The following is a 21,326-nucleotide window of genomic DNA, read 5'->3' as shown; positions in this document are numbered from 1 at the left end:
GATGGACATGAAAAAGGAAGAATTGGAACGTCTTCTTGAACGGGTACAAAACGGCAATCTGGAGGTCGAGCAGGCGCTTCAGGAAGTCCGGGAAGCCCAGCGGCTTGCGAGCCAGATTCCGCAACGGCCTGCTTTCGAAGTGGCCAACCGCCGGTGGACGAGAACCTATCATTACGATGAGACGCTTCTACGTGACCACAAAGTCGGCGGCCAACCGGTTATCATAGGCGTCGCTCATGCTTCAATGGCCATGGAGGCTTATTTTGCCCTCTATGAGAGGGAACGCTGCGGCCGAATACGGAATCTTTCCTTCATCAGCCCTATAAAAGTCGATCCTGCGCAGCCGGTGATCGTCGAGATGAAGCTCGGGAAGGACAGCTATGAAGCCGCGGGCTTCGAGACCGTGTATGGGAACCTCTCCTCCGAGGACAGACAGCTTACCGCTAAAGGCGAGCTTGTTGTAGGGCCGGTAAGCAACCGGGTTTTGGATCTGGCCGAGCTACAGGCATCAGCCGAACTGTACGAGCAGTTGGATCGGATCTATGAGATCAATCGAACCGTTGAATTAGGGCCAAGCTTCAAAACCATTCAGCGTGTATACAAAGGACAGGACTATATTCTTGTCCGGGCTGAACTGACCGATGAATCGGCTTCCGAGGAATCTGAATCGAGTATTCATCCTCTGCTTTTGAACAGTGCGTTTCTCTCGGTCGTCCCCCTTTTGAATAAGGCGACCGGTTGGGACGGTTATTTGCCGTTTGCAGTCAAGGATGTGCTCTTCCATAAAACCGAACGATTGCACCAATGCTGGATCCATATCCATCATTTAAAAGAATCAGACGAAATGATCGTCTTCGATGCAGAGCTGATTGAAAACTCCGGCATAGTGGCGGCGGAGCTGACGGAATGCTCGATCAAGCGCCTCCGTCTGTCAGCAATCCCACGTGAAGAGATTGCGACGCATGATTCCGCTGAAGGCGGAATCGAGGCTCTGGAAGAGTGCATCATCGGCTATTTAGTGCGTCAGGTGGAGACGGTCACCGATGGCCGGTTAAAGTCTTGCAGCATTACGGCGAATTTAATGGAGCTTGGTCTAAACTCCGCCCAGCTTATTGCACTTACCGGCGTTATTGGACAGGAAATCGGCTCCGAGCTCTATCCGACCTTGTTCTTCGAGTACCCAAGCATTGAGGAGCTTGCGTCCTATTTTGGCAAGGAGCATAGGGAGGCCTTCCAGAAGCTGCTGGGAACGACATCTGCACCGATTGCGGAAGCAAAGCCGAAGACTCATTCGTCGACCTCCGGCCAGATCGCAGGAAACGACGTCGACTATGAAGATATCGCAATCATTGGGATGGACGCATTATTTGCAGAATCGTCCGATATCGAAACGTTTTGGGAAAATATCGTATCCCGGAAGGATTTGATCAAAGAGATTCCGCCCGACCATTGGGATTTCCGGCCTTGGTTCGACGAAGACCGCCGGGCCAAGGATAAGACGTATTGCAAATGGGGCAGCTTTATCGATGACGTCGATAAGTTCGATGCGGAATTTTTTAACATATCGCCAAGAGAAGCCGAATGGATGGATCCACAAATCCGTCTGCTGCTGCAAAGCGTCTACGCAACCGCGGAGGATGCAGGCGTTGTGAAGCAATTAGCGGGAAGCAGCACGGGAGTATTTGTCGGGGTGTGTGTTCATGATTACGCGGACCGAATCGCGGAATTAAATCTCCCCGTCGATCCTCATATGGGGACAGGCAATGCGCAGACCGTCGTCGCTAATCGGGTATCGTTCATCTTTGATTTGAAAGGCCCGAGCATGGCAATAGATACAGCTTGCTCCTCGTCTTTATTCGCTTTACATACGGCTTGCCGTTCCTTGCAAAATGGGGAGTGTAAGATGGCCTTTGTCGGCGGCGTCAATCTGCTGTTGTCGTCCTGGCACTACCGGTATTTCAGTAGTATCGGCGCCTTATCTCCCACCGGCCGCTGCCATACGTTCGACGCAGCCGCCGACGGGTATGTACCAGGAGAGGCGATCGCCAGCATGCTGCTTAAACCGCTGTCGCAAGCGAAGAAAGACGGCAACCGTATCTACGGCGTCATAAAAGGTTCAGCTGCGCTGCATGGAGGACATACGCCGTCCCTCACGGCACCAAGTATCGAGGGCGAGGAACATGTCATTGCGAAAGCTTGGGAGGAGGCGGGGATTGAGCCGGAATCGATCGGTTATATCGAAGCGCATGGCACCGGTACGGCACTCGGGGACCCGATCGAAATAAGCAGCTTGAAGAAAGCGTTTGAGCGTTTCACCGACAAGAAGCAGTTCTGCGCGGTCGGTTCCGTGAAGTCGAATATCGGCCACACGGAAGGTGCTGCGGGAATCGCTGGCGTCATCAAAGTCATCCAACAGATGAGGCATCGGCAAATACCGGCAATGCCAAAGCTTAATCAAATAAACTCTTACATTCAACTAGAAGACTCGGCGCTTTATATAAACCGGGAGAATCAATACTGGGACACAAGGGACGGACTTCCGAGACGGGCGGGTGTCAGCTCCTTCGGCTTTTCGGGCTCCTATGCCCATGTCGTCATCGAAGAATATGTGGAAGAAGCATCAGCCGCTCTGGAAATAGGAACTCCTTATGTGCTGATATGGTCGGCCAAAAATGAAGAACGGCTGCGTGAGCAGGTTCGCCAGTTCGTCGAGTGGATGAGCAAATCGAAAAATAGCGAAGCGGAATTGGCGCAGATTGCTTATACGCTGCAGACCGGCAGGGAAGAGCATGAAGAACGGTTGGCCGTTGCCGTTGAATCGGTGGAGGAGCTTCACTATAAGCTCTCCGCATATTTGGATGGCCGCGAAGGAATTCCACTGCTGTACAAGGGAAGTGTTGGGTCCGGTAGCAGGGGAAGCAAGCTCGAAATACTCGAGCACGAGGAAGTATCGAAGGTACTTGAACGGTGGGTTCAGGGCGGTGTCTATGATTGGAATCGCAGATACGATGCGCTAAAGCCTCGTCCGATCACGCTCCCGACGTATCCGTTCGCCAAGGAGAGATACTGGATCCCAGATATGAGAAGCACCCAAACGGCAGCAGGTGCTGATCCGCTTCATCCACTGCTGCACCGCAATACGTCGGATTTCACCGTACAGCGCTTCAGCTCGCGGTTTGAAGGAACTGAATTTTATTTGGAAGACCACCGGGTTGAAGGTAGGCGTATTCTTCCGGGAGTCGCTTATTTGGAGATGGCCCGAGCAGCGGTTGTCCTATCCATCGGTAAGTCGCTGCCGGAGGTATCCGTCCGATTGCAACAGGTAGTATGGGCGCAGCCGATCCATGTAGGCGATGAACCTGTACATGCGCACATCACCTTGAAGCCAAGCGACAACGGGACAATTGATTATCGGATTTATACCGGGGCACCGGAGGAACAAGCTGGGGAGAACGTGCACAGTCAAGGAACCGTGCTGGTTGTAGAAGCAGCTGAGCCGCCCGTTTTAGATTACCATGAGATTCGGAAGCAATGCTCGCGACGCCAGTTATCGAGTGGGCAATGCTACGAAGCGTTCGAGGGAATGGGCATTCATTACGGTCCCTCGCATCGCTCGGTATCCGTGATTTATATCGGCGACGGGCAGCTGCTTGCGCAGTTGTCGATGCCTTCATTGATTGTGGAAACAAGGGATGACTTTTTGCTGCACCCTAGCATGATGGATGGAGCCTTGCAAGCTTGCATCGGTTTGGCTGCAGTAGAATACGGGCAAGCACCGCTTGCGATGCCGTTTGCGTTGACGTCACTTGAGGTGTTCCGAGGATGCACGCCATCGATGTGGGCTTATATCCGGAGCGTCACGGAGGAAGGCAATGGTAAGGTCCGGGATCTCACATTCGATATCGACTTATGTGATGACCAAGGCCGCATCTGTATTCGGATAACAGGTCTTGTAACTCGGGCGTTGATCGCAAAACGAGAACTTGCGCTTCAAGCATGTTCCGCTGAAAGCCGTACGACCGTTCAGCTGCGGCCAGTTTTGATAAGAGCTGCGGCCTCCATTTTAGGCGTGAAAGAAGACGAGATTGATCCGGACGCCGAGATGGAGGAATACGGTATGGACCCGATCAAGCTGAATGAATGGGCTCATCAGCTGTTCGAAGCTTGTCAGCTTGAATTACGGCCATACGAATTGCCCGCGTTTAAGACGATGACAATCAATACAATAGCGGAGTATCTTAGCGGATCCGGAGGAGTATCGCGAATTTTGGGTGGCGATGAAGAGACGGCGCAGGATAAAGCCAACGTGTCGGAAGCAATCGATCGAATAAACGATATGAACCACACGCTGTGTCGGATGCTTTGGGCTTATTTTTGCGAAGCAGGATGGGTGGCCTCTTTATCAGCCTTCGGAGGTTACATACCCCCGGACACGGAATTGCTGAGCTCCTATCGGAGATGGTTTCAAGAAAGCGTCGCAATGCTGGTCCGCAGCGGCTATTTAATGCCGGAGGCAGGCGGCGTTTACGCCCCGGCTCAAGAGCCAGTAACTCTCGGGCAAGCCTGGGCGGAATGGGAAGCGAACAAGAACAAATGGCTGGATCATGACGATGTCTTTGCACAAGCTTCCCTTGTGCAGGCGACGATGCGCGCGCTTTCCGAGATTCTCTCCGATGGCGTTAGGCCGACGGATGTCATGTTCCCGGGTTCGTCCGCGGCGCTGGTGGAGGGCATTTATAAAAATAACCGCGTAGCCGACTTTTATAACGACCTGCTCGCGGATACGGCGGCGAATTACGTGCGTGAACGGATTGCGCTTGATCCGAATGCGAAAATACGGATTTTGGAAATTGGCGCCGGAAGCGGCGGAACGAGCGAGGCGGTGCTTCGGAGGTTGAAGCCTTATGAAGCGCATATCATCGATTTTAGCTACACGGATGTATCCAAATCATTCTTGCTCCATGCGGAACAGAAGTATGGCAAAGAATATCCGTACCTTTCCTTCCATTTATTCGATGTCGAACAAGCGTTGGAAGGGCAGGGAATTGCGAAGGGCAGCTTCGATATCGTGATTGCGGCCAATGTGCTTCATGCGACCCGCAATATGAAAAAGACGCTGTATCATGTCAAATCCGCACTGCGCGCAAACGGACTGCTTCTGTTAAACGAGCTTACCGGCAACACGGTGTTCAATCATGTGACATTCGGTCTGCTGGAGGGCTGGTGGCGTTATGAAGATCCGGAGCTTCGAATTCCGGGATGTCCGGGCCTGCATGTGCCGGTTTGGCAGTCCCTGCTTGCCCAGACAGGCTTTCACGGGATCATGATTCCTTCTGATGGTCGACTTTCATGGGACCAGCATATTATCGCCGCGTTGAGCGACGGCATATTAGATCAACCAGAGCGGCTTGCGACCGGAGAACGGCACGAGCGGCTTCATGACCTAACCAATACGGACCGAAGCGGTGAACATATGGAAGAACAGTGGATGGAAGAACAGTGGATTGAAGATTATGTCAAGAAGACGATACGGGAATATGTCGCGCAAGCCTTGAAAATGGACGAGAAGCGTATTCAGGATGAGAAAAGCTTCTCCGAATACGGCGTAGATTCCATCGTGGCAGTCAGTCTCGTGAACAGCCTGAATCATCACTTCGGCCTTATTCTCAAGACAACGGTGCTGTTTGATTACAATAACGTGAAGCGGTTATGTGCGTTTTTGATCAAGGAGCATACGGATCAAATAACCGTTCTTCTCAAGCGGAGCGAACCAGCTGCCGACAGAGAGGAAGAGAGCGCACGAGCCCTGCAGGCATCGGCAAAGCAGCCCGTTCAAAGCAGCCTTAGCATGCCTGCGTTGAGCAATCGCTTTCTATCGCAACCGGCAGGATCGCCGGCGCCTGCAGTCAGTGAGCGTCAGAGTGCTCCCCTTTCTGCGGAAGAGCCGACGTATCACCATGTCGTGATCGAGCGCCCCGGGGGAATTGATTCGCTGCGGATTGCACAATCCGGCGTTCCGGAGATGAGATCCGATGAGGTTCGCATCGCCGTCCGTGCCTTTGCACTGAATTTCGGCGATCTTCTCTGCTTGAAGGGTCTATACCCAACCATGCCAGCATACCCGTTCACACCGGGCTTTGAGGCAAGTGGGGTTGTTGTAGCCTCCGGTGCCGACGTTTCGACCGTTCGCACGGGCGATGAAGTAATTGTGGCGCTCGGTGCTTCTTTCGGCGGACATTCCACCATGATCACCTGCCGGGAAGACCAGCTGTTCAAGAAGCCGGATTACCTCACGTTTGAGCAGGCTTGCACCATTCCGGCTGCCGCCATGACGATGATCAATGCTTTCCGTAAAGCGGATCTCAAGAAAGGCGAGAAAATTCTCATCCATACCGCGGCAAGCGGAACAGGACTTATCGCGGTACAGCTTGCGCGTCATTATGGTGCGGAAATATATGTTACAGCTGGATCCAACCGTAAGCTTGAATTTTTGGAAACGTTCGGTGTGAACTATAGGATCAATTACAGGGAGACCGATTTCGAGAAAGAGATCGACAGGCTGACCGGCGGTAATGGAATCGATGTCATTATCAATACGCTTCCCGGGGACGCCATTCAGAAAGGAATCAACTGTCTGGCGCCAGGTGGCCGTTATATCGAGCTCGCGATGACGGCACTCAAAACCGCGAAGACGATCGATTTATCAGCGCTGGATGAGAATCAGACCTTTTATAGCATCAATTCAAGAAAGCTTGCTAACGAGAATCCAGCCGAGCTGCGCGGTTATGTCGAAGAGATGCTTGCGCTTGTCGAAGCAGGAACGATAAGCCCTGTCATTGATAGGGTTATCCCGTTTGAGCGGGTGGCGGATGCTTACCGGTCAATTGAAGATCGGGCGGCCATCGGAAAGCTCGTCGTTACGGTTACAGAGCCTTATCGATATCAAGAAACGGCGACTTTAGTCAAGCAGTTGGACAATGCGGAACTGCCAAGAGCGCCGCACAGCGGGGAAAAAGGCCGGGATCCGGAGCCCATTGCCGTGATCGGGATGAGCGGCAGGTTTGCCAAGTCGGAAACGCTGGAGGAATTTTGGGCCAATCTGGCAAACGGGATCGATTTGATCGAGGAGGCAAGCCGCTGGGATCTTAGCCCATACAAGGCAGGGAAAAGTAGTTTCTGTTCAAAAGGTAGCTATGTCGATGCGATCGACCGTTTCGACCCAGTTTTCTTTAACATTTCGGGTTACGAAGCGAATTATATGGATCCTCAACAGCGTTTATTTCTAGAGGAAGCGTGGAAAGCGCTTGAAGATGCCGGTTATGCAGGAGCGGGAATGGATGGGCGAAAATGCGGCGTGTTTGTCGGCAGCTGCGGAAGCGACTATGCCCGACTGATGGGTAAGGAGGCGCCGGCACCTGCGTTTTGGGGCAATGCCAGTTCGGTCATTCCTGCACGAATCGCCTATTATCTTAACTTGCACGGACCAGCGGTAACCATCGACACCGCGTGCTCCAGCTCGCTTGTTGCTGTCCACATGGCCTGCCAGAGCTTAAGGTCCGGGGAAACGGAATTGGCGCTGGCCGGCGGTGTTTTTATTCAGTCGACACCAAGCTTTTATGAGAGCACTAATCAAGCGGGTATGCTGTCCGCGACGGGACGGTGCCACACTTTCGATGAACGGGCAGATGGCTTTGTACCCGGTGAAGGTGTGGGAACTGTCGTTCTGAAGCGGCTCCGTGACGCCCAGGCCGACGGTGATAACATCTACGGCGTCATCATAGGCTCAGGCATAAACCAGGATGGTACAACGAACGGGCTTACGGCTCCAAGTGCGTTATCCCAGGAGCGTCTCGAACGGGATGTTTACGATTCATTCGACATTGATCCAGAAAGTATACAGCTGGTCGAAGCACACGGAACCGGCACGAGATTGGGCGATCCGATCGAATATCAAGCACTGACGAATGCGTTTCGCCATTATACGGAGCGGCGGGAGTACTGCGCCATCGGCTCCGTCAAGACCAATATGGGCCATGCCGCAGCCGCTGCGGGTATTGCCGGCTTGCTCAAGGTACTGCTGGCGCTCAAATATAAGCAGCTGCCACCGTCCTTGCATTTCAGAAACGGCAACCCCGGCATTGACTTTAAAGAAAGTCCGTTTTATGTCAATACCGAGCTGAGGAGCTGGGAGGCAGAGGCAGAAAGCAGGCGCCGCGCAGCCGTCAGCTCGTTCGGGTTCAGCGGGACGAACGCGCATCTTGTTGTTGAAGAAGCCCCTGCAATCGAGCGTAAGTCCGTAAAACGACAGGGCTACCTGATCGTCTTGTCGGCTTGTACGCAGGATCAGCTTCGCCGACAAGCGGAACAGCTTCTGGATTACAGTTTAACCAATACTGGTGCAGATTGCGGCAGCATAAGCTTTACGCTGCTTACAGGGCGGAAACACTTCCATCACAGACTGGCGCTTGTCGTCCGTGATACCCGTGAATTAGCGTCCTTGCTGTCTTCGTGGATCGGCAGTGAGGCCACGCCGCGGATATTCCAGTCCGAGCTAGACGCCAATGGAGTGCGGCAGCAGCTTGCTTTGAAACGGTATGGAAACCAGTGCATTCGCGAGCTGCAGCATGCGGACGGCGCAGCAGACTATATGGAACGTTTGTCATCGATAGCCGAGCTTTACGTACAAGGTTATGAGCTTGATTATCACGAGCTATTCGCGAAGGGAAGGAATTTCAAAATTCCGCTGCCTACCTATCCTTTTGCCGATGAACGGTATTGGGTGCCGGAAGTCAAACCGCATGCGGATGCGCAGACGGAAAGTGATGCGACAAAGCAAGCCGTACTCCACCCATTGGTACAAAGAAATACATCAGATTTCCAGGGCATGAAATACAGCTCGACCTTTACAGGTGAGGAATTCTTCATCAGGGATCACGTCGTGAACGGCGAACCGGTTATGCCCGGTGTCGCCTATTTGGAGATGGCTCAAGCCGCGATTCGGATGATGGCGGGTGGCGAGCGGGAGAGCAGTTTCGGGATCCGTCTGAAACGAGTCGTTTGGGCACGGCCTATGATTGTGGCTGCCAAGCCTCTTGACGTTCGGATTGGGGTGAAGCAGGAACAAAACGGAGACGTCAGCTACCGGGTTACGAGCCAAATCGAGGAAGAGAGCGTTCTTCATTGTCAAGGGGCAGGACAATTTTTCGAGATGCGGGAACGACCTGTGGTGTTGCTGGAAGCGTTGAAAACTACGCTGACGCAGAAGCGGTCCGTTCAGAGCTGCTACGAGGCATTTGAACGAATGGGTATTCAATACGGTTCCGGCCAAAGTGGATTGGACGAGGTTTACACAGGGCCGGAGGGCGTACTCGCCAAGCTCTTGCTCCCCGCGAGCGTCCAAAGCACGAAGGATCGCTACACGATGCACCCAAGCATGATGGACTCCGCCCTGCAAGCGGCAGTTGTCTTTATGGACAGGACGGAAGAGAACAAGATGAAGCTCCCGTTTGCAATCGATGAGCTTGAGCTGTTTGACCGCTGCGCAACGGTTATGTGGGCTTGGCTGCGGCCAACAAGCGGCGAGGCTGCAGACGGTCACATTCATAAGCTTGATATCGATCTGTGTGATGAACAAGGGACCGTATGCGTGGCAATAAAGGGATTTTCGTCCCGTTTGACGGATCGGAACGCGACGGATAACGCGATTTCGTCGAACACGGCTTATGCTTCCGGGAAGTCTGACCAGAACTTGTCGGATTTGCTGACTTACGTCTGGGACGAGGCGGAAGTAGAAACAAGTGGCGTCCAGCCGCCGAACCGGACCGTAATCATTGCGGAGGACGAAAGCGCGGCCGTTCGTGAAAATCAGCATGAGTGGCCGGCAACGCCGAGCATCATCCTGAAGGCTTCAGATACGATCGAGGAGATGGCCCACAAACTAAGGGCGTGCGGCGAATTCGAGCATCTGTTGTGGATTGCGGCACGGGAACCGGTCGGAGTTGCCGCTTCGGATGCTCCCATCGAAGAACAGGAAAAGGGCGTCCTTCATGTGTTTCGACTCGTAAAGGCCTTATTGGCGCTGGGCTATGGGAGCAAGCGTATTGACTTGAGCTTCATCACCCAGCAAGCCGTTTCGGTCCAACGCGATGACGCCGTGCGTTCTTCTGCTGCCAGCGTACACGGATTGGCCGGCGCGATCGCCAAGGAATATCCGCTATGGGCGATACGGGTTGTCGATTTGGAAGATGGGGGCAGCCTTTCGTTTGATCAATTGTTTCGTCTGCCAGCCGACCCGGAAGGTCACGTATGGGCCTGTCGGGATAACCGATGGTATCGTCAACGAATACTTCCGGTGACCGCAGCCGTACCGAAACAAAGCCTGTACCGTCAAGGCGGCGTTTATGTCGTCATCGGCGGTGCCGGCGGGATCGGCGAGGCGTGGACTGAATATATAATCCGCCAATATAGAGGACGAGTTGTTTGGATTGGTCGAAAACCGCTGGATGAAACCATTCAGCATAAGATTAATCGACTGGGTGCGGCTTATGGGATAGAGCCGTGGTATATTTCGGCCGATGCCAAAGACAAACAGTCTTTGCAGCGGTCTGTCGACGAAGTGAAGTCACGCCATGGCGCAATCCATGGCGTCATCCATTCCGCTATCGTCCTACTGGATCAAAGCTTAGCAAACATGGATGAAGCACGCTTTCGCGCGGCGCTGTCGGCGAAAGTGGATATCAGCGCTCGGATGGCACAAGTATTCGCGACTGAGCAGCTTGATTTTATGCTGTTCTTTTCTTCCATCAATTCGTATACCAAACCGGCCGGTCAAAGTAATTATGCTTCCGGCTGCACCTTCAAGGATGCTTTTGCCCATCGGCTTGGCAAGGAGCTGTCCTTCCCGGTCAAGGTGATGAATTGGGGCTATTGGGGAAGCGTAGGCGTCGTTGCCTCGGAGGAGTACCGGAAGAAAATGGCCTCGCTTGGCGTCGCTTCCATTGAACCGGACGAGGCAATGGCAGCGTTGGAATTGCTGCTTGGAGGACCATTGGACCAACTGGTGATGCTGAAGATGACAAAGCCGGTGCCGCTTGCAGGATTGCTGCATGATGAACGTCTGGTCATGCGGGCTGACCGCAGCTCACTGCTTCCAGGAATTCGAAACCGATTGCAGGAAGCAGATGATTCGCGGCTTGGGCGTATACAATCCGATATGGGGCACCCCATGGCGTTGCTGGACGCTGCCATTTGCAAATTGATGTGGGCGATCTACAGAGAACGCGGCTGGCTTAGCAGTGTGGAAGATGGTGCGTCCGGGATGCAGCCGGCCTACTACAGATGGCATCAAGAAACCATAGCCGCCTTTGAACGGGCTGGTTATGTTCGGCGCGAGGACGGCACGGTGCGCATATTGGACACACGCCCTCTGGACCTGGATGGAGAGTGGCGTCAATGGTACCAGACGAGAAGCCAATGGAAGAGCAACGGTAATATGAATACACAAGCTGAGTTGGCAGAAAAAACGTTGCACGCCCTCCAGCGCATTTTGGTCGGGGAATTACCGGCAACGGATGTTATTTTCCCGAACGGTTCCTTCGGATTGGTGGAGTCTGTTTACAAAAACAATCTGATGGCTGATTTTTTCAATGAAGCGCTTGCGGATACGGCGGCGGCTTATGTGCAGGAACGTATGGCGCTGGACAAGTCGTCCAAGATACGGATCCTGGAGATCGGAGCAGGTACGGGAGGGACGAGTGCGGTTGTACTCAAGCGGCTAGAACCGTATCAATCCCACATGGCCGACTACCTTTACACGGATTTATCCAAGGCGTTTCTTATTCACGGAAAGCAGACGTATGGGGCTCAGGCTCCTTACTTATCCTGCAAAATGGTCGATATTGAACGTCCGCTTGCCGAGCAAGGGATTGAAGAAGGAAGCTTCGATCTTGTCATAGCAACGAATGTGCTCCATGCCACTGCACGGATAAGCCGTACGTTGCGTCATGCAAAGGCAGCCCTTCGCCCTGGAGGGTTATTGCTGATTAACGAGATCCATGCAAACCGCCTGTTCATGCACGTGACTTTCGGGTTATTGGAAGGCTGGTGGCTGCATGAGGATGCCGAAGCACGCATTCCCGGCAGTCCGGTGCTAACTACGGAAATGTGGCAGCGGCTTTTAGCGGAGGAAGGTTTCCGGAGCATCTTCTATCCGGCACGGAAAGGTCATTTTCTCGGTGCCGCTGTCATTGCAGCGGAGAGCGACGGCGTATACCGACAGTACTTGAGCGGTAATGAGAGCGTCCCGTCGGATTTCCAGGAGCAGGAGCCGCTCCCGATCAGCCCGTCCACAAGCGGAACAAACGGCACAGACGGTGCCGGTGACGTTTCGGACCGGGCACTTGGTTCGTTTATCCAAACGGTTATTCGAACAGCGGTGGCGGATGCTCTGCAAATCGATGCAGGCCGAATCCAGGACGATCGGAGCTTCTCGGATTACGGCGTCGATTCCATCATTGCGGTCAACCTCATTAACATCATGAATGAGCACTGTGGGACGCAACTGCAGACGACGATCATTTTTGACTATAACAGCGTCGAGCGGCTATCCGATTGGCTGCTTCGCGAGCATCGGCAGGAACTGCTGAGCAAGTACCGGCAGTTGGATAAAAACGCAGTCCAATCCCCGCCGCAGGTTATGGCTGAAGAACGGGTCCTGGCGCCGGAGGCATCGGAGAACGGGTATCGAGTCACAGAAGATGCAGCTGCCTTCGAGCTGGCGGAAAAGAGTCAGACGCCGCGGGTACGCCATCATGTAGTCGTTGAACGCCCCGGCGGTATCGACGAGCTTCAATTGAAACAATCGGCAGTGCCGTCGCTGACGGAGCATGATGTGCTGGTTGAGGTACGCGCCTTTTCATTGAACTTCGGCGATCTGCTTTGCGCCAAAGGTCTGTATCCAGTGATGCCGCCTTTTCCTTTTACGCCTGGCTTTGAGGCAAGTGGTGTTGTCATCGATACAGGGAAAGCGGTGACCTCCGTCCGGCGTGGTGATCAAGTGGTTGTGATCGGAGGGGAGAATATAGGCGCGCAATCGACCTACATCGTATGCTCGGAGCAGTCGCTTCTTCCAAAGCCTGACTTTCTGTCCTTCGAAGAAGCTTGTTCGCTGCCGGCAGTCGGTCTTACGATGATGGACGCCTTTCGCAAAACGGCAGTCAAACCCGGCGACAAAGTGCTTGTTCAGACGGCGGCGGGAGGAATCGGTTTGATGGCCGTACAGCTAGCCCGCCATTACGGCGCGGAAATTTACGCTACCGCAGGCTCCAAGGAAAAATTGGACTATCTTGCGGGTATCGGTGTTTCAAAGCTCATCAATTACAGAGAAGACGATTTTGAGCAGGAGCTCAAGAGGCTTACGGACGGACAAGGGGTACAGATCGTTGTGAACACACTGTCCGGGGACGCGATGTCGAAAGGATTCCGGTGTTTGGCGCCGGGAGGCCGGTATATTGAGCTCGCCTTAACCGCGCTGAAGTCCGCGCGGAGCATCGACTTGTCGCTGTTGAACGAGAACAGGGCGTTCCATTCCGTTGACTTAAGAGCGTTGTCAGCCGAACAACCGGCTGCGATACAAGCTTATTGGGATGAGTTGACAGCTCTGATTAGGCAAGGGGTCATACGGCCGACAATCGGCGGCGTTTATGGTCTCTCTGATTTTAAAGAAGCCTATCGTCAGTTGGAGAACCGGAAAAATATCGGCAAGATTGTGGTGCGTATACCCGGTGGCGATTACCTGTCCGAACCCGAAGTCAGTTCTTCTGCTATAGAGAATGCAAGCATGCCACAGGTTCCAACGCGTTTAGAACCGGTGGCCATTGTCGGGATAAGCGGCCGTTTTGCTCGTTCGGATTCAGTGAAGGAGCTATGGTCACATCTTGAGGCAGGGACCGATCTGGTAGAAGAAGTGACGCGCTGGGAACTCCGTAGGAGCGGCTCGGATCCGAAAGGGGTCAAAAGCTGCCGCCACGGAAGCTTTCTAAGCTCAATTGATTGCTTCGATCCGCTTTTCTTTAACATCACTGGCGTGGAAGCCGATTACATGGATCCTCAACAGCGCATTTTTCTCGAGGAATCGTGGAAAGCGCTGGAGGATGCTGGATATGCGGGACCGGGAGAGCATACGCGACGATGCGGCGTCTATGTCGGAAGCTGCGGCAGCGATTACGCGAGATTGTTTGGAGACGAAGCGCCGGCTCAGGCGTTCTGGGGTAATGCAGGATCCGTCATCCCTGCACGGATCGCTTATTACCTGAACCTGCAGGGGCCTGCGGTAACAGTGGATACAGCGTGCTCCAGTTCGCTGGTTGCGATTCATCTGGCCTGTCAAAGCCTGTGGACAAGGGAAACGGACATGGCGCTTGCGGGCGGCGTATTCATCCAATCAACGCCTGAATTTTATACCGTCTCCAATCGTGCCGGTATGCTTTCTCCTACCGGCCGATGCCATGCTTTTGACGAAAGGGCCGACGGCTTCGTGCCGGGAGAAGGCGCCGGCGCGGTTGTTCTCAAACGTTTGAAGGATGCGCTTGCCGACGGCGATCATATTTATGGAGTGATCCGCGGCAGCGGCATCAATCAAGACGGCACGACAAACGGCATTACGGCACCAAGTGCGAATTCACAGGAGCGCCTGTTGAGGCATGTGTATGATAGCTTCGGCATCAATCCGCGCCATATTCAGTTGGTGGAGGCGCATGGAACGGGAACGAAACTGGGAGATCCGATCGAGTTTCAGGCCCTGACCCGGGCATTCAGACATTATACGGACGATAACCGCTATTGCGCGGTCGGTTCGATTAAATCGAATCTCGGCCATCCGGCTGCTGCCGCAGGCATTGCGGGCTTTTTGAAAGTTATTCTGTCATTGCGTCACAAAAAACTGCCACCTTCACTCCATTTTGAAAAGGGCAACACAAGCATTGCTTTCGAAAATAGTCCCTTTTACATCAATACGGAGCTTAGGGATTGGACACTTGGCGAGGGAACGAAACGAATGGCAGCTATTAGCTCATTCGGATTCAGTGGAACGAATGCGCATCTTGTTCTTGAGGAAGCTCCTCAGTCGGTTCGCAGACGGGAGGCGAGATCCGCATACTTGTTCGTGCTGTCGGGAAGGACCGCGGTACAGCTGCGCCAACAGGTTGAAAGGCTTGCTGCGCACTGCAGACACTCCTCGCAGTTGGACTGCGCCGCGGTCAGCTTTACGCTGCTGGCAGGACGTAAGCAATTGAAGCACCGACTTGCATGCGTCGCCGCCTCCAGGCATGAGCTACTCGAACGGCTTGGCGAATGGTTGGATAATGGCCATGCGCAAGACGTTGTCCAAGCAGAGCTGCAGCCTGTCGGGGTGCGGGATGAAGAAGAGCGGCGAATCGACGAAGTTAATCAGAGCATCCAGGCATACCGAGATAATGTCGACGGCCTGGCACGAGAGCATCTGCTGGCTTGTGCCGAGCTGTTTGTTCACGGTTATCCGCTGGACTTACGCAAGCTGTTCCTGGAAGGGGAGCTGCAGCGGATTCCATTGCCGACATACCCCTTTGCCAATGAAAGCCATTGGGTAAAGAAAGCGGAGCAACGGGAAGAGGCAAAGACGGATGAAGACGGCTTCAGTGATCTACTAGATCAGGTTCTCGACGAAACCATAACGTTGGAGACCGCCGTCCAGAAAGCGGAACGAATCCTATCATCTTTGTCTTAGCAGGCTTCTAACCGGGAGGTCAATATGAGAGATTTCTTGCAAGAAGTGTTGAGTGGAGTCAAAGAGGGCCGTCTGTCCAAGCCAGAGGCCCTTCGAATGTTGAACAAGTATAAGCAGAGCGCCCCATCCGAAGCAAATGATGATTACGGCGTGCTGCTTTTTCGGCCGTCCGAAGAGGAAATTGCAAAGTTTCCAGCGGACTCCCCTGGGGTCAATCAAGACCGATTGATCATATTTGGCGAGTCGATCGAGGTCCGCGCAGATAAATTAAAATGCATGACAGGCAAAGCCGAATGGCTTGTTCTTGAATTCTCAGAGCAGCGGATCGAGCAGAGGTATGAGGCTTATACACTCCAAATCGTCGACCGCCTCCAGCGCCTTCTGCATAATCACACCGGCCGGGAAACGCTTGTGCAGCTTTTCATCGCAGATAAAGAGGAGTCGCCATGGCTTGTCGGATTATACAGCTTACTGTTAACCGCACGTGCAGAAAATCCGAAGCTCACGGTAGAATGTCTCGAATGGTCGGAAAATGGTAAGGGAGATATTGCCGGTGCGCTCGAGGCAGGTGCTTGGGGGGGCGGCAGCACAAGTGCTGTCCAATCCCGGCACGGTCGCTGCTACCGTTCCGCGTGGAAGAAGGAGACGATCCTGCAGAAGCAGGGGCGAATGCCATGGATAGACCGCGGCATCTATTTAATAACAGGCGGAGCGGGCGCACTCGGCCTGTTATTTGCTGAGGAAATCGCAAGGCAGGTGAGCCTGCCTGTTCTTATACTAATCGGAAGATCGGCAACGCTGAATGACGAAGCATCCGGCCGAATCGAACGGATAGCGGCTCTTGGCGCTAAGGTTGAATATAGGCAGGTTGATCTAAGCGAAGAACGTCAAGTTGCTGCATTGATCGATGCAATTCAACATCAATATGGCGGCTTGAATGGGATTTTACATGCGGCAGGTATCATCCGTGATGAATATTTGTACCGCAAAACGCGTGATCAGGTTATCGAGGTGCTCAGTCCGAAGGTGAAGGGACTCGTCTATTTGGACCGATCTAGCAAGGATATCAAGCTGGATGTGTTTGCCGTCTTCTCATCCGTAGCGGGTGTATATGGCAATGTCGGCCAAGCAGACTATGCGGCGGCGAATGGCTTTATGGATGCTTATACCATATGGAGAAAACAGACGGATCCCAACAGGTCAGGAATGATCGCAATCAACTGGCCGCTCTGGAGATCGAACGGGATGCAGCTCGAATCCGGAGCCGAGGAAGCATTGGAACGTGAGACCGGGATGGCGGCGATGCCAGGAACGATCGGCATCCGTGCATTCTACGCTTCGCTTGCAAGCGGAGGGAGCCGGGTCATGGTACTCTACGGTGCTGGTGATAAGCTAACCCGTTTTGTAGAAAATGACCGAAGCCGCTCTTCGACCGAGATTGTCGAAGGCGTCAAGCTGGATCCAAACTTGGACAAGCGGACCCTGAAACGACTGATTCATTTGTTCTCGGGCTATACGAGGCTCAATCCGGACAGCGTTGATCCAGATGAACCGTTGGAAACGTATGGCATCGATTCGATTATGATTACCGAGTTGAACCGCAATCTCGCGAATGAATTCGGTGAGCTTTCCAAAACGCTCTTTTACGAATTCAGGACACTAAGAGGCGTAGCCGATTATTTGAGCGCAACGTATCCGCATCAATGTCTCAATTGGATTGGCCTGGCCGAGAAAGATACACAGGAGAAAAATAACGTGGCAGCAGCCTCGTCCTCGGGTGTGACGCCCCGTTTGTCACCGATCGGTGAAAGTGATCAAAAGGTCACCAGATCGGCCGACATTGCCAGCAAGAGTGGTCAGCCGGCAGAGAAGGAGCCGATCGCGATTATCGGGATGAGCGGCAGATATCCGCAGGCCGAAGATTTGGACGCGTTCTGGCGAAATCTTGCCGCAGGTATGGACTGCATAACCGAAATTCCCGGGGATCGTTGGCCGGTCGAAGGTTTCTATGAGCCCAATTCGGAGATTGCGGTCGCCGAGGGGAAAAGCTATAGCAAGTGGGGCGGATTTCTGGAGCATGCAACATGCTTTGATCCGCTCTTCTTTAAAATATCGCCGCTGGAGGCGTCCTGCATGGACCCTCAGGAACGGCTCTTTCTCGAAAGCTGCTGGCATGCGCTTGAGGATGCGGGCTGCACGAGAGAGCATCTGGCTTCGCAGTACGGCGGCCGAGTCGGCGTTTTCGCCGGAATAACGAAGACAGGGTTTAACCTGTACGGGCCTGCGTTCAAAAAACAGGGAGAGCGCATGCTTCCCTTTACGTCTTTTAGCTCCGTGGCCAATCGAGTTTCGTACTTGTTTGACTTCAATGGTCCGAGCATGCCGATCGATACGATGTGTTCCTCTTCGTTAACCGCTATTCATGAAGCTTGCGAGCATATTTTGCGCGGGGAATGCGAATTGGCAATCGCCGGAGGCGTCAACCTATATCTTCATCCGTCTAATTATATCGAGCTTAGCGCCCATGGGATGCTGTCCACCGACGGCAAATGCAGAAGCTTCGGCAGCGGCGGTAGCGGCTTCGTTCCGGGAGAAGGAGTAGGTGTTTTGCTGCTGAAACGGCTGTCGCAAGCCATTGCCGACGGTGACCGGATTCATGCCGTGATCAGAGCCACCAGCGTGAATCATGGCGGCAAAACAAATGGCTACACTGTTCCAAATCCGAATGCCCAGGGACAGCTGATCCGGCAAGCGCTCGACAAAGCTGGCATTCACAGCAGAACGGTAAGCTATATCGAAGCGCACGGTACGGGCACCAAGCTGGGCGATCCGATCGAAATTACCGGGCTGACGCAAGCGTTCCGCCAAGATACGCAGGATAACCAATATTGCGCGATCGGTTCGGTCAAATCGAATATCGGTCATCTTGAGGCGGCGGCGGGTGTGGCCGGCGTAACGAAAATCGTGCTGCAAATGAAGCATCGGAAGCTCGTACCGAGCTTGCATGCGCGTACGCTAAACCCGAATATTCCGATGAAAAACACGCCTTTTATGGTCCAGCAGGAGCTGACGGATTGGGATAGACCCGTCGTTCGTCTGAACGGCAGAGAGGAAGAGTATTCGAGAATTGCGGGCATTTCTTCCTTTGGCGCAGGCGGCGCCAATGCGCATATTGTGCTCGAGGAGTATATTCCGGCTGTGAGTGAAGCCCAAAAAGAAACATCCGCTTGTGAAGAGGTGCTTATTCTGCTGTCGGCCCCGAACGAGCAGCGGCTGCGTATTCAGGCGGAGAGATTGCTTTCGGCTTTGGACAGCGGATCATTGGCGGATGCGGAATTGGCGGAGATCGCTTATACGCTTCAGATCGGCCGCGAGGCGATGGATGAAAGGCTTGCTTTTACAGCGGCATCGATGGAAGAGTTAGCCCTTCGCTTACGAAGTTTTTTGAATAAGACGTCGGATGACGGATCGATATACCGCGGTCATGCGAAATCAGATAAGGATCAGTTGGCCTCGATCGGAGCGGATGACGATCTTGCAAGCCGTGTAAACCGGTGGATAGAGCTCCGGAATGTTGACAGGCTTGGATCACTATGGGTGAAGGGTCTGAAGGTAGACTGGAGCCGGATGTATGAGAACAAGCCAGCTAGGCGAGTGAGTTTGCCGGGTTATCCTTTTGAACGCAAAACGTACTGGCTACCGGGCAGCGGCAAGCGTAAGGAAGCTGAAGCTAGTCCAGACTTGGCAGCTGAGAAGCAGCGCTTTATCCGCGATCCGGAGAACCGTCCGGAAGCGTTTGAACATGTTTTACTTACACCTGTTTGGGAGCCTATGCCTGTTGAATCCGGGCCTGCGTACCCCGGAGCGAACAGCCGAAGCGTTGTGATCATCGGAGGAACGGCTGAAAGCCGGGAGGCTCTCTTGGTTCATTATCCAAACGCCTTTACAGTCAACGTAGGCGAAGAGGATGATATCGAGCAAATCGCTATGGTGCTGGCACGATTCGGCGCCATCGATCATTTATTTTGGCTTGCGCCGCCTTCCGAATTTTTGCTTCATGACGATTCACTCCTTGCTAAGCAAGAGGTTGGTGTCCTTTTGCTATTCCGCTTGATCAAGGCGCTGCTACACGCCGGATATGGCGGGAAAAGGCTGAGTGTCGATGTCCTCACCTTCCAAACCCAGCGGGCATACACGGGAGACAGGATTAATCCTGTTCATGCGAGTGTGCATGGACTGATAGGTGCGCTTGCAAAAGAATATCCCAATTGGCAGATTCGTGTACTGGATTTGGAGCCCGGCTGGGAGACTTCAATTGAAACGCTGTTGACACTTCCTCCCGATGCGGAAGGAAACACGTGGTGCTTAAGGGGACGGGAATGGCTATGTCAAAGGCTGGCTCCCGTGAATATCGCCTCTGGCATACAGCACAACGGTTACCGGAAAGGCGGCGTCTATGTCGTTATTGGCGGGGCCGGGGGTATTGGTGAAGTCTGGACGGCGTACATGATTCGCCGCTATCAGGCACAGATCGTCTGGCTTGGACGCCGCAGGCAGGATGAGTCGATCAGCGCATCAATCGAACGGGTGTCCACTACGGGGCCAAAGCCATTCTATATAGAGGCGGACGCAGCGGATGCCCAAGCACTGGATCATGCTTATCAGGTCATCAAAGCACGTTTCGGCGCCATTCATGGTGTCGTTCATGCTGCAATCGTCCTGCGTGACCAAAGTCTCGTTAATATGCAGGAGGACGACTTCCGGGCAGGGCTTGGAGCCAAGATTGACGTCAGTGTACGGCTCGCGCAAATATTCCGCAGAGAGCCGCTTGATTTTGTTTTGTTTTTCTCAGGCATGATGTCCTTTGCTAGAAGGGCCGGTCAAAGCAATTATGCAGCAGGCTGCACGTTTAAGGATGCCTTCGCGATCCGTTTGGCCTGTGACTGGCCGTGTGCGGTGAAGATAATGAATTGGGGCTACTGGGGAAGTGCGGGCATTGTCGCTTCAGACGAATACCAGGCACGGATGGCGCATGACGGCATCGGTTCGATAACGCCTTCCGATGCGATGGAGGCGTTGGAGACGCTGCTTGCAAGTCCGATCGAGCAGATGGCATTTATTAAAGCCTCGAAGAGTGTCCTGGAAGCAGGCTTTGCTTCGGAGAGGCTAGTAGACGTCATGTTCGACACTCCGGGCTTCAGTGGCGATTACAGGTCAATGGTGGAGCTGCCTGCACTTCCTGATCTCATTGCTGGTATGAACATAGAACGAGGCCAACCGGTTGGGCCGTCCGGTCAAGCCGACCTGATTTTGCATGAATTGATCGGGGAAGCGTCCCGTTTGCTGGAAGTCCATCCCGAAGAAATCGACCCGAACGCTGAGTTTTCGGAATACGGATTGGATACGGTCCAGCTGGCCGAGCTTTTAAGCAAGCTTAACAGACGCTTCATGGTGGAAGCGGAAATGCAGGCTTTTACAGATTGGACGACGTTGAACCAGATGGCACAAGCTGTGTCCCGTTTTGTCGGACGATCGGAAATCACGTCATAAGAAAGGGGCCTGTTCG

Annotated in this window: 2 protein-coding genes; both read left to right on the top strand. The window is 53.6% G+C overall.

Features of this window, described 5'->3' with window-relative positions; genetic code table 11:
* The first annotated feature begins 7 nt into the window (after positions 1-7).
* Positions 8-15,760: an SDR family NAD(P)-dependent oxidoreductase gene (locus HP401_RS29660; protein WP_217365970.1), complete on the top strand. Its 15,753-nt coding sequence runs from the start codon at positions 8-10 to the stop codon at positions 15,758-15,760.
* A 24-nt stretch (positions 15,761-15,784) separates the two neighbouring features.
* A complete protein-coding gene (locus tag HP401_RS06305; protein WP_173604466.1) occupies positions 15,785-21,310 on the top strand; it encodes an SDR family NAD(P)-dependent oxidoreductase in 5,526 nt (1,841 codons plus the stop codon).
* Positions 21,311-21,326 lie beyond the last annotated feature (16 nt).

Source organism: Brevibacillus sp. HB2.2, assembly GCF_013284275.1.
In the GTDB taxonomy this organism is placed as follows: Bacteria; Bacillota; Bacilli; order Brevibacillales; family Brevibacillaceae; genus Brevibacillus; species Brevibacillus brevis_D.
This window is presented reverse-complemented; position numbering and strand designations above follow the sequence as displayed.

Coding starts and splice junctions, on each gene's coding strand:
- HP401_RS29660 (WP_217365970.1), top strand. CDS start 8: ATGAAAAAGGAAGAATTGGAACGTCTTCTTGAACGGGTACAAAACGGC.
- HP401_RS06305 (WP_173604466.1), top strand. CDS start 15,785: ATGAGAGATTTCTTGCAAGAAGTGTTGAGTGGAGTCAAAGAGGGCCGT.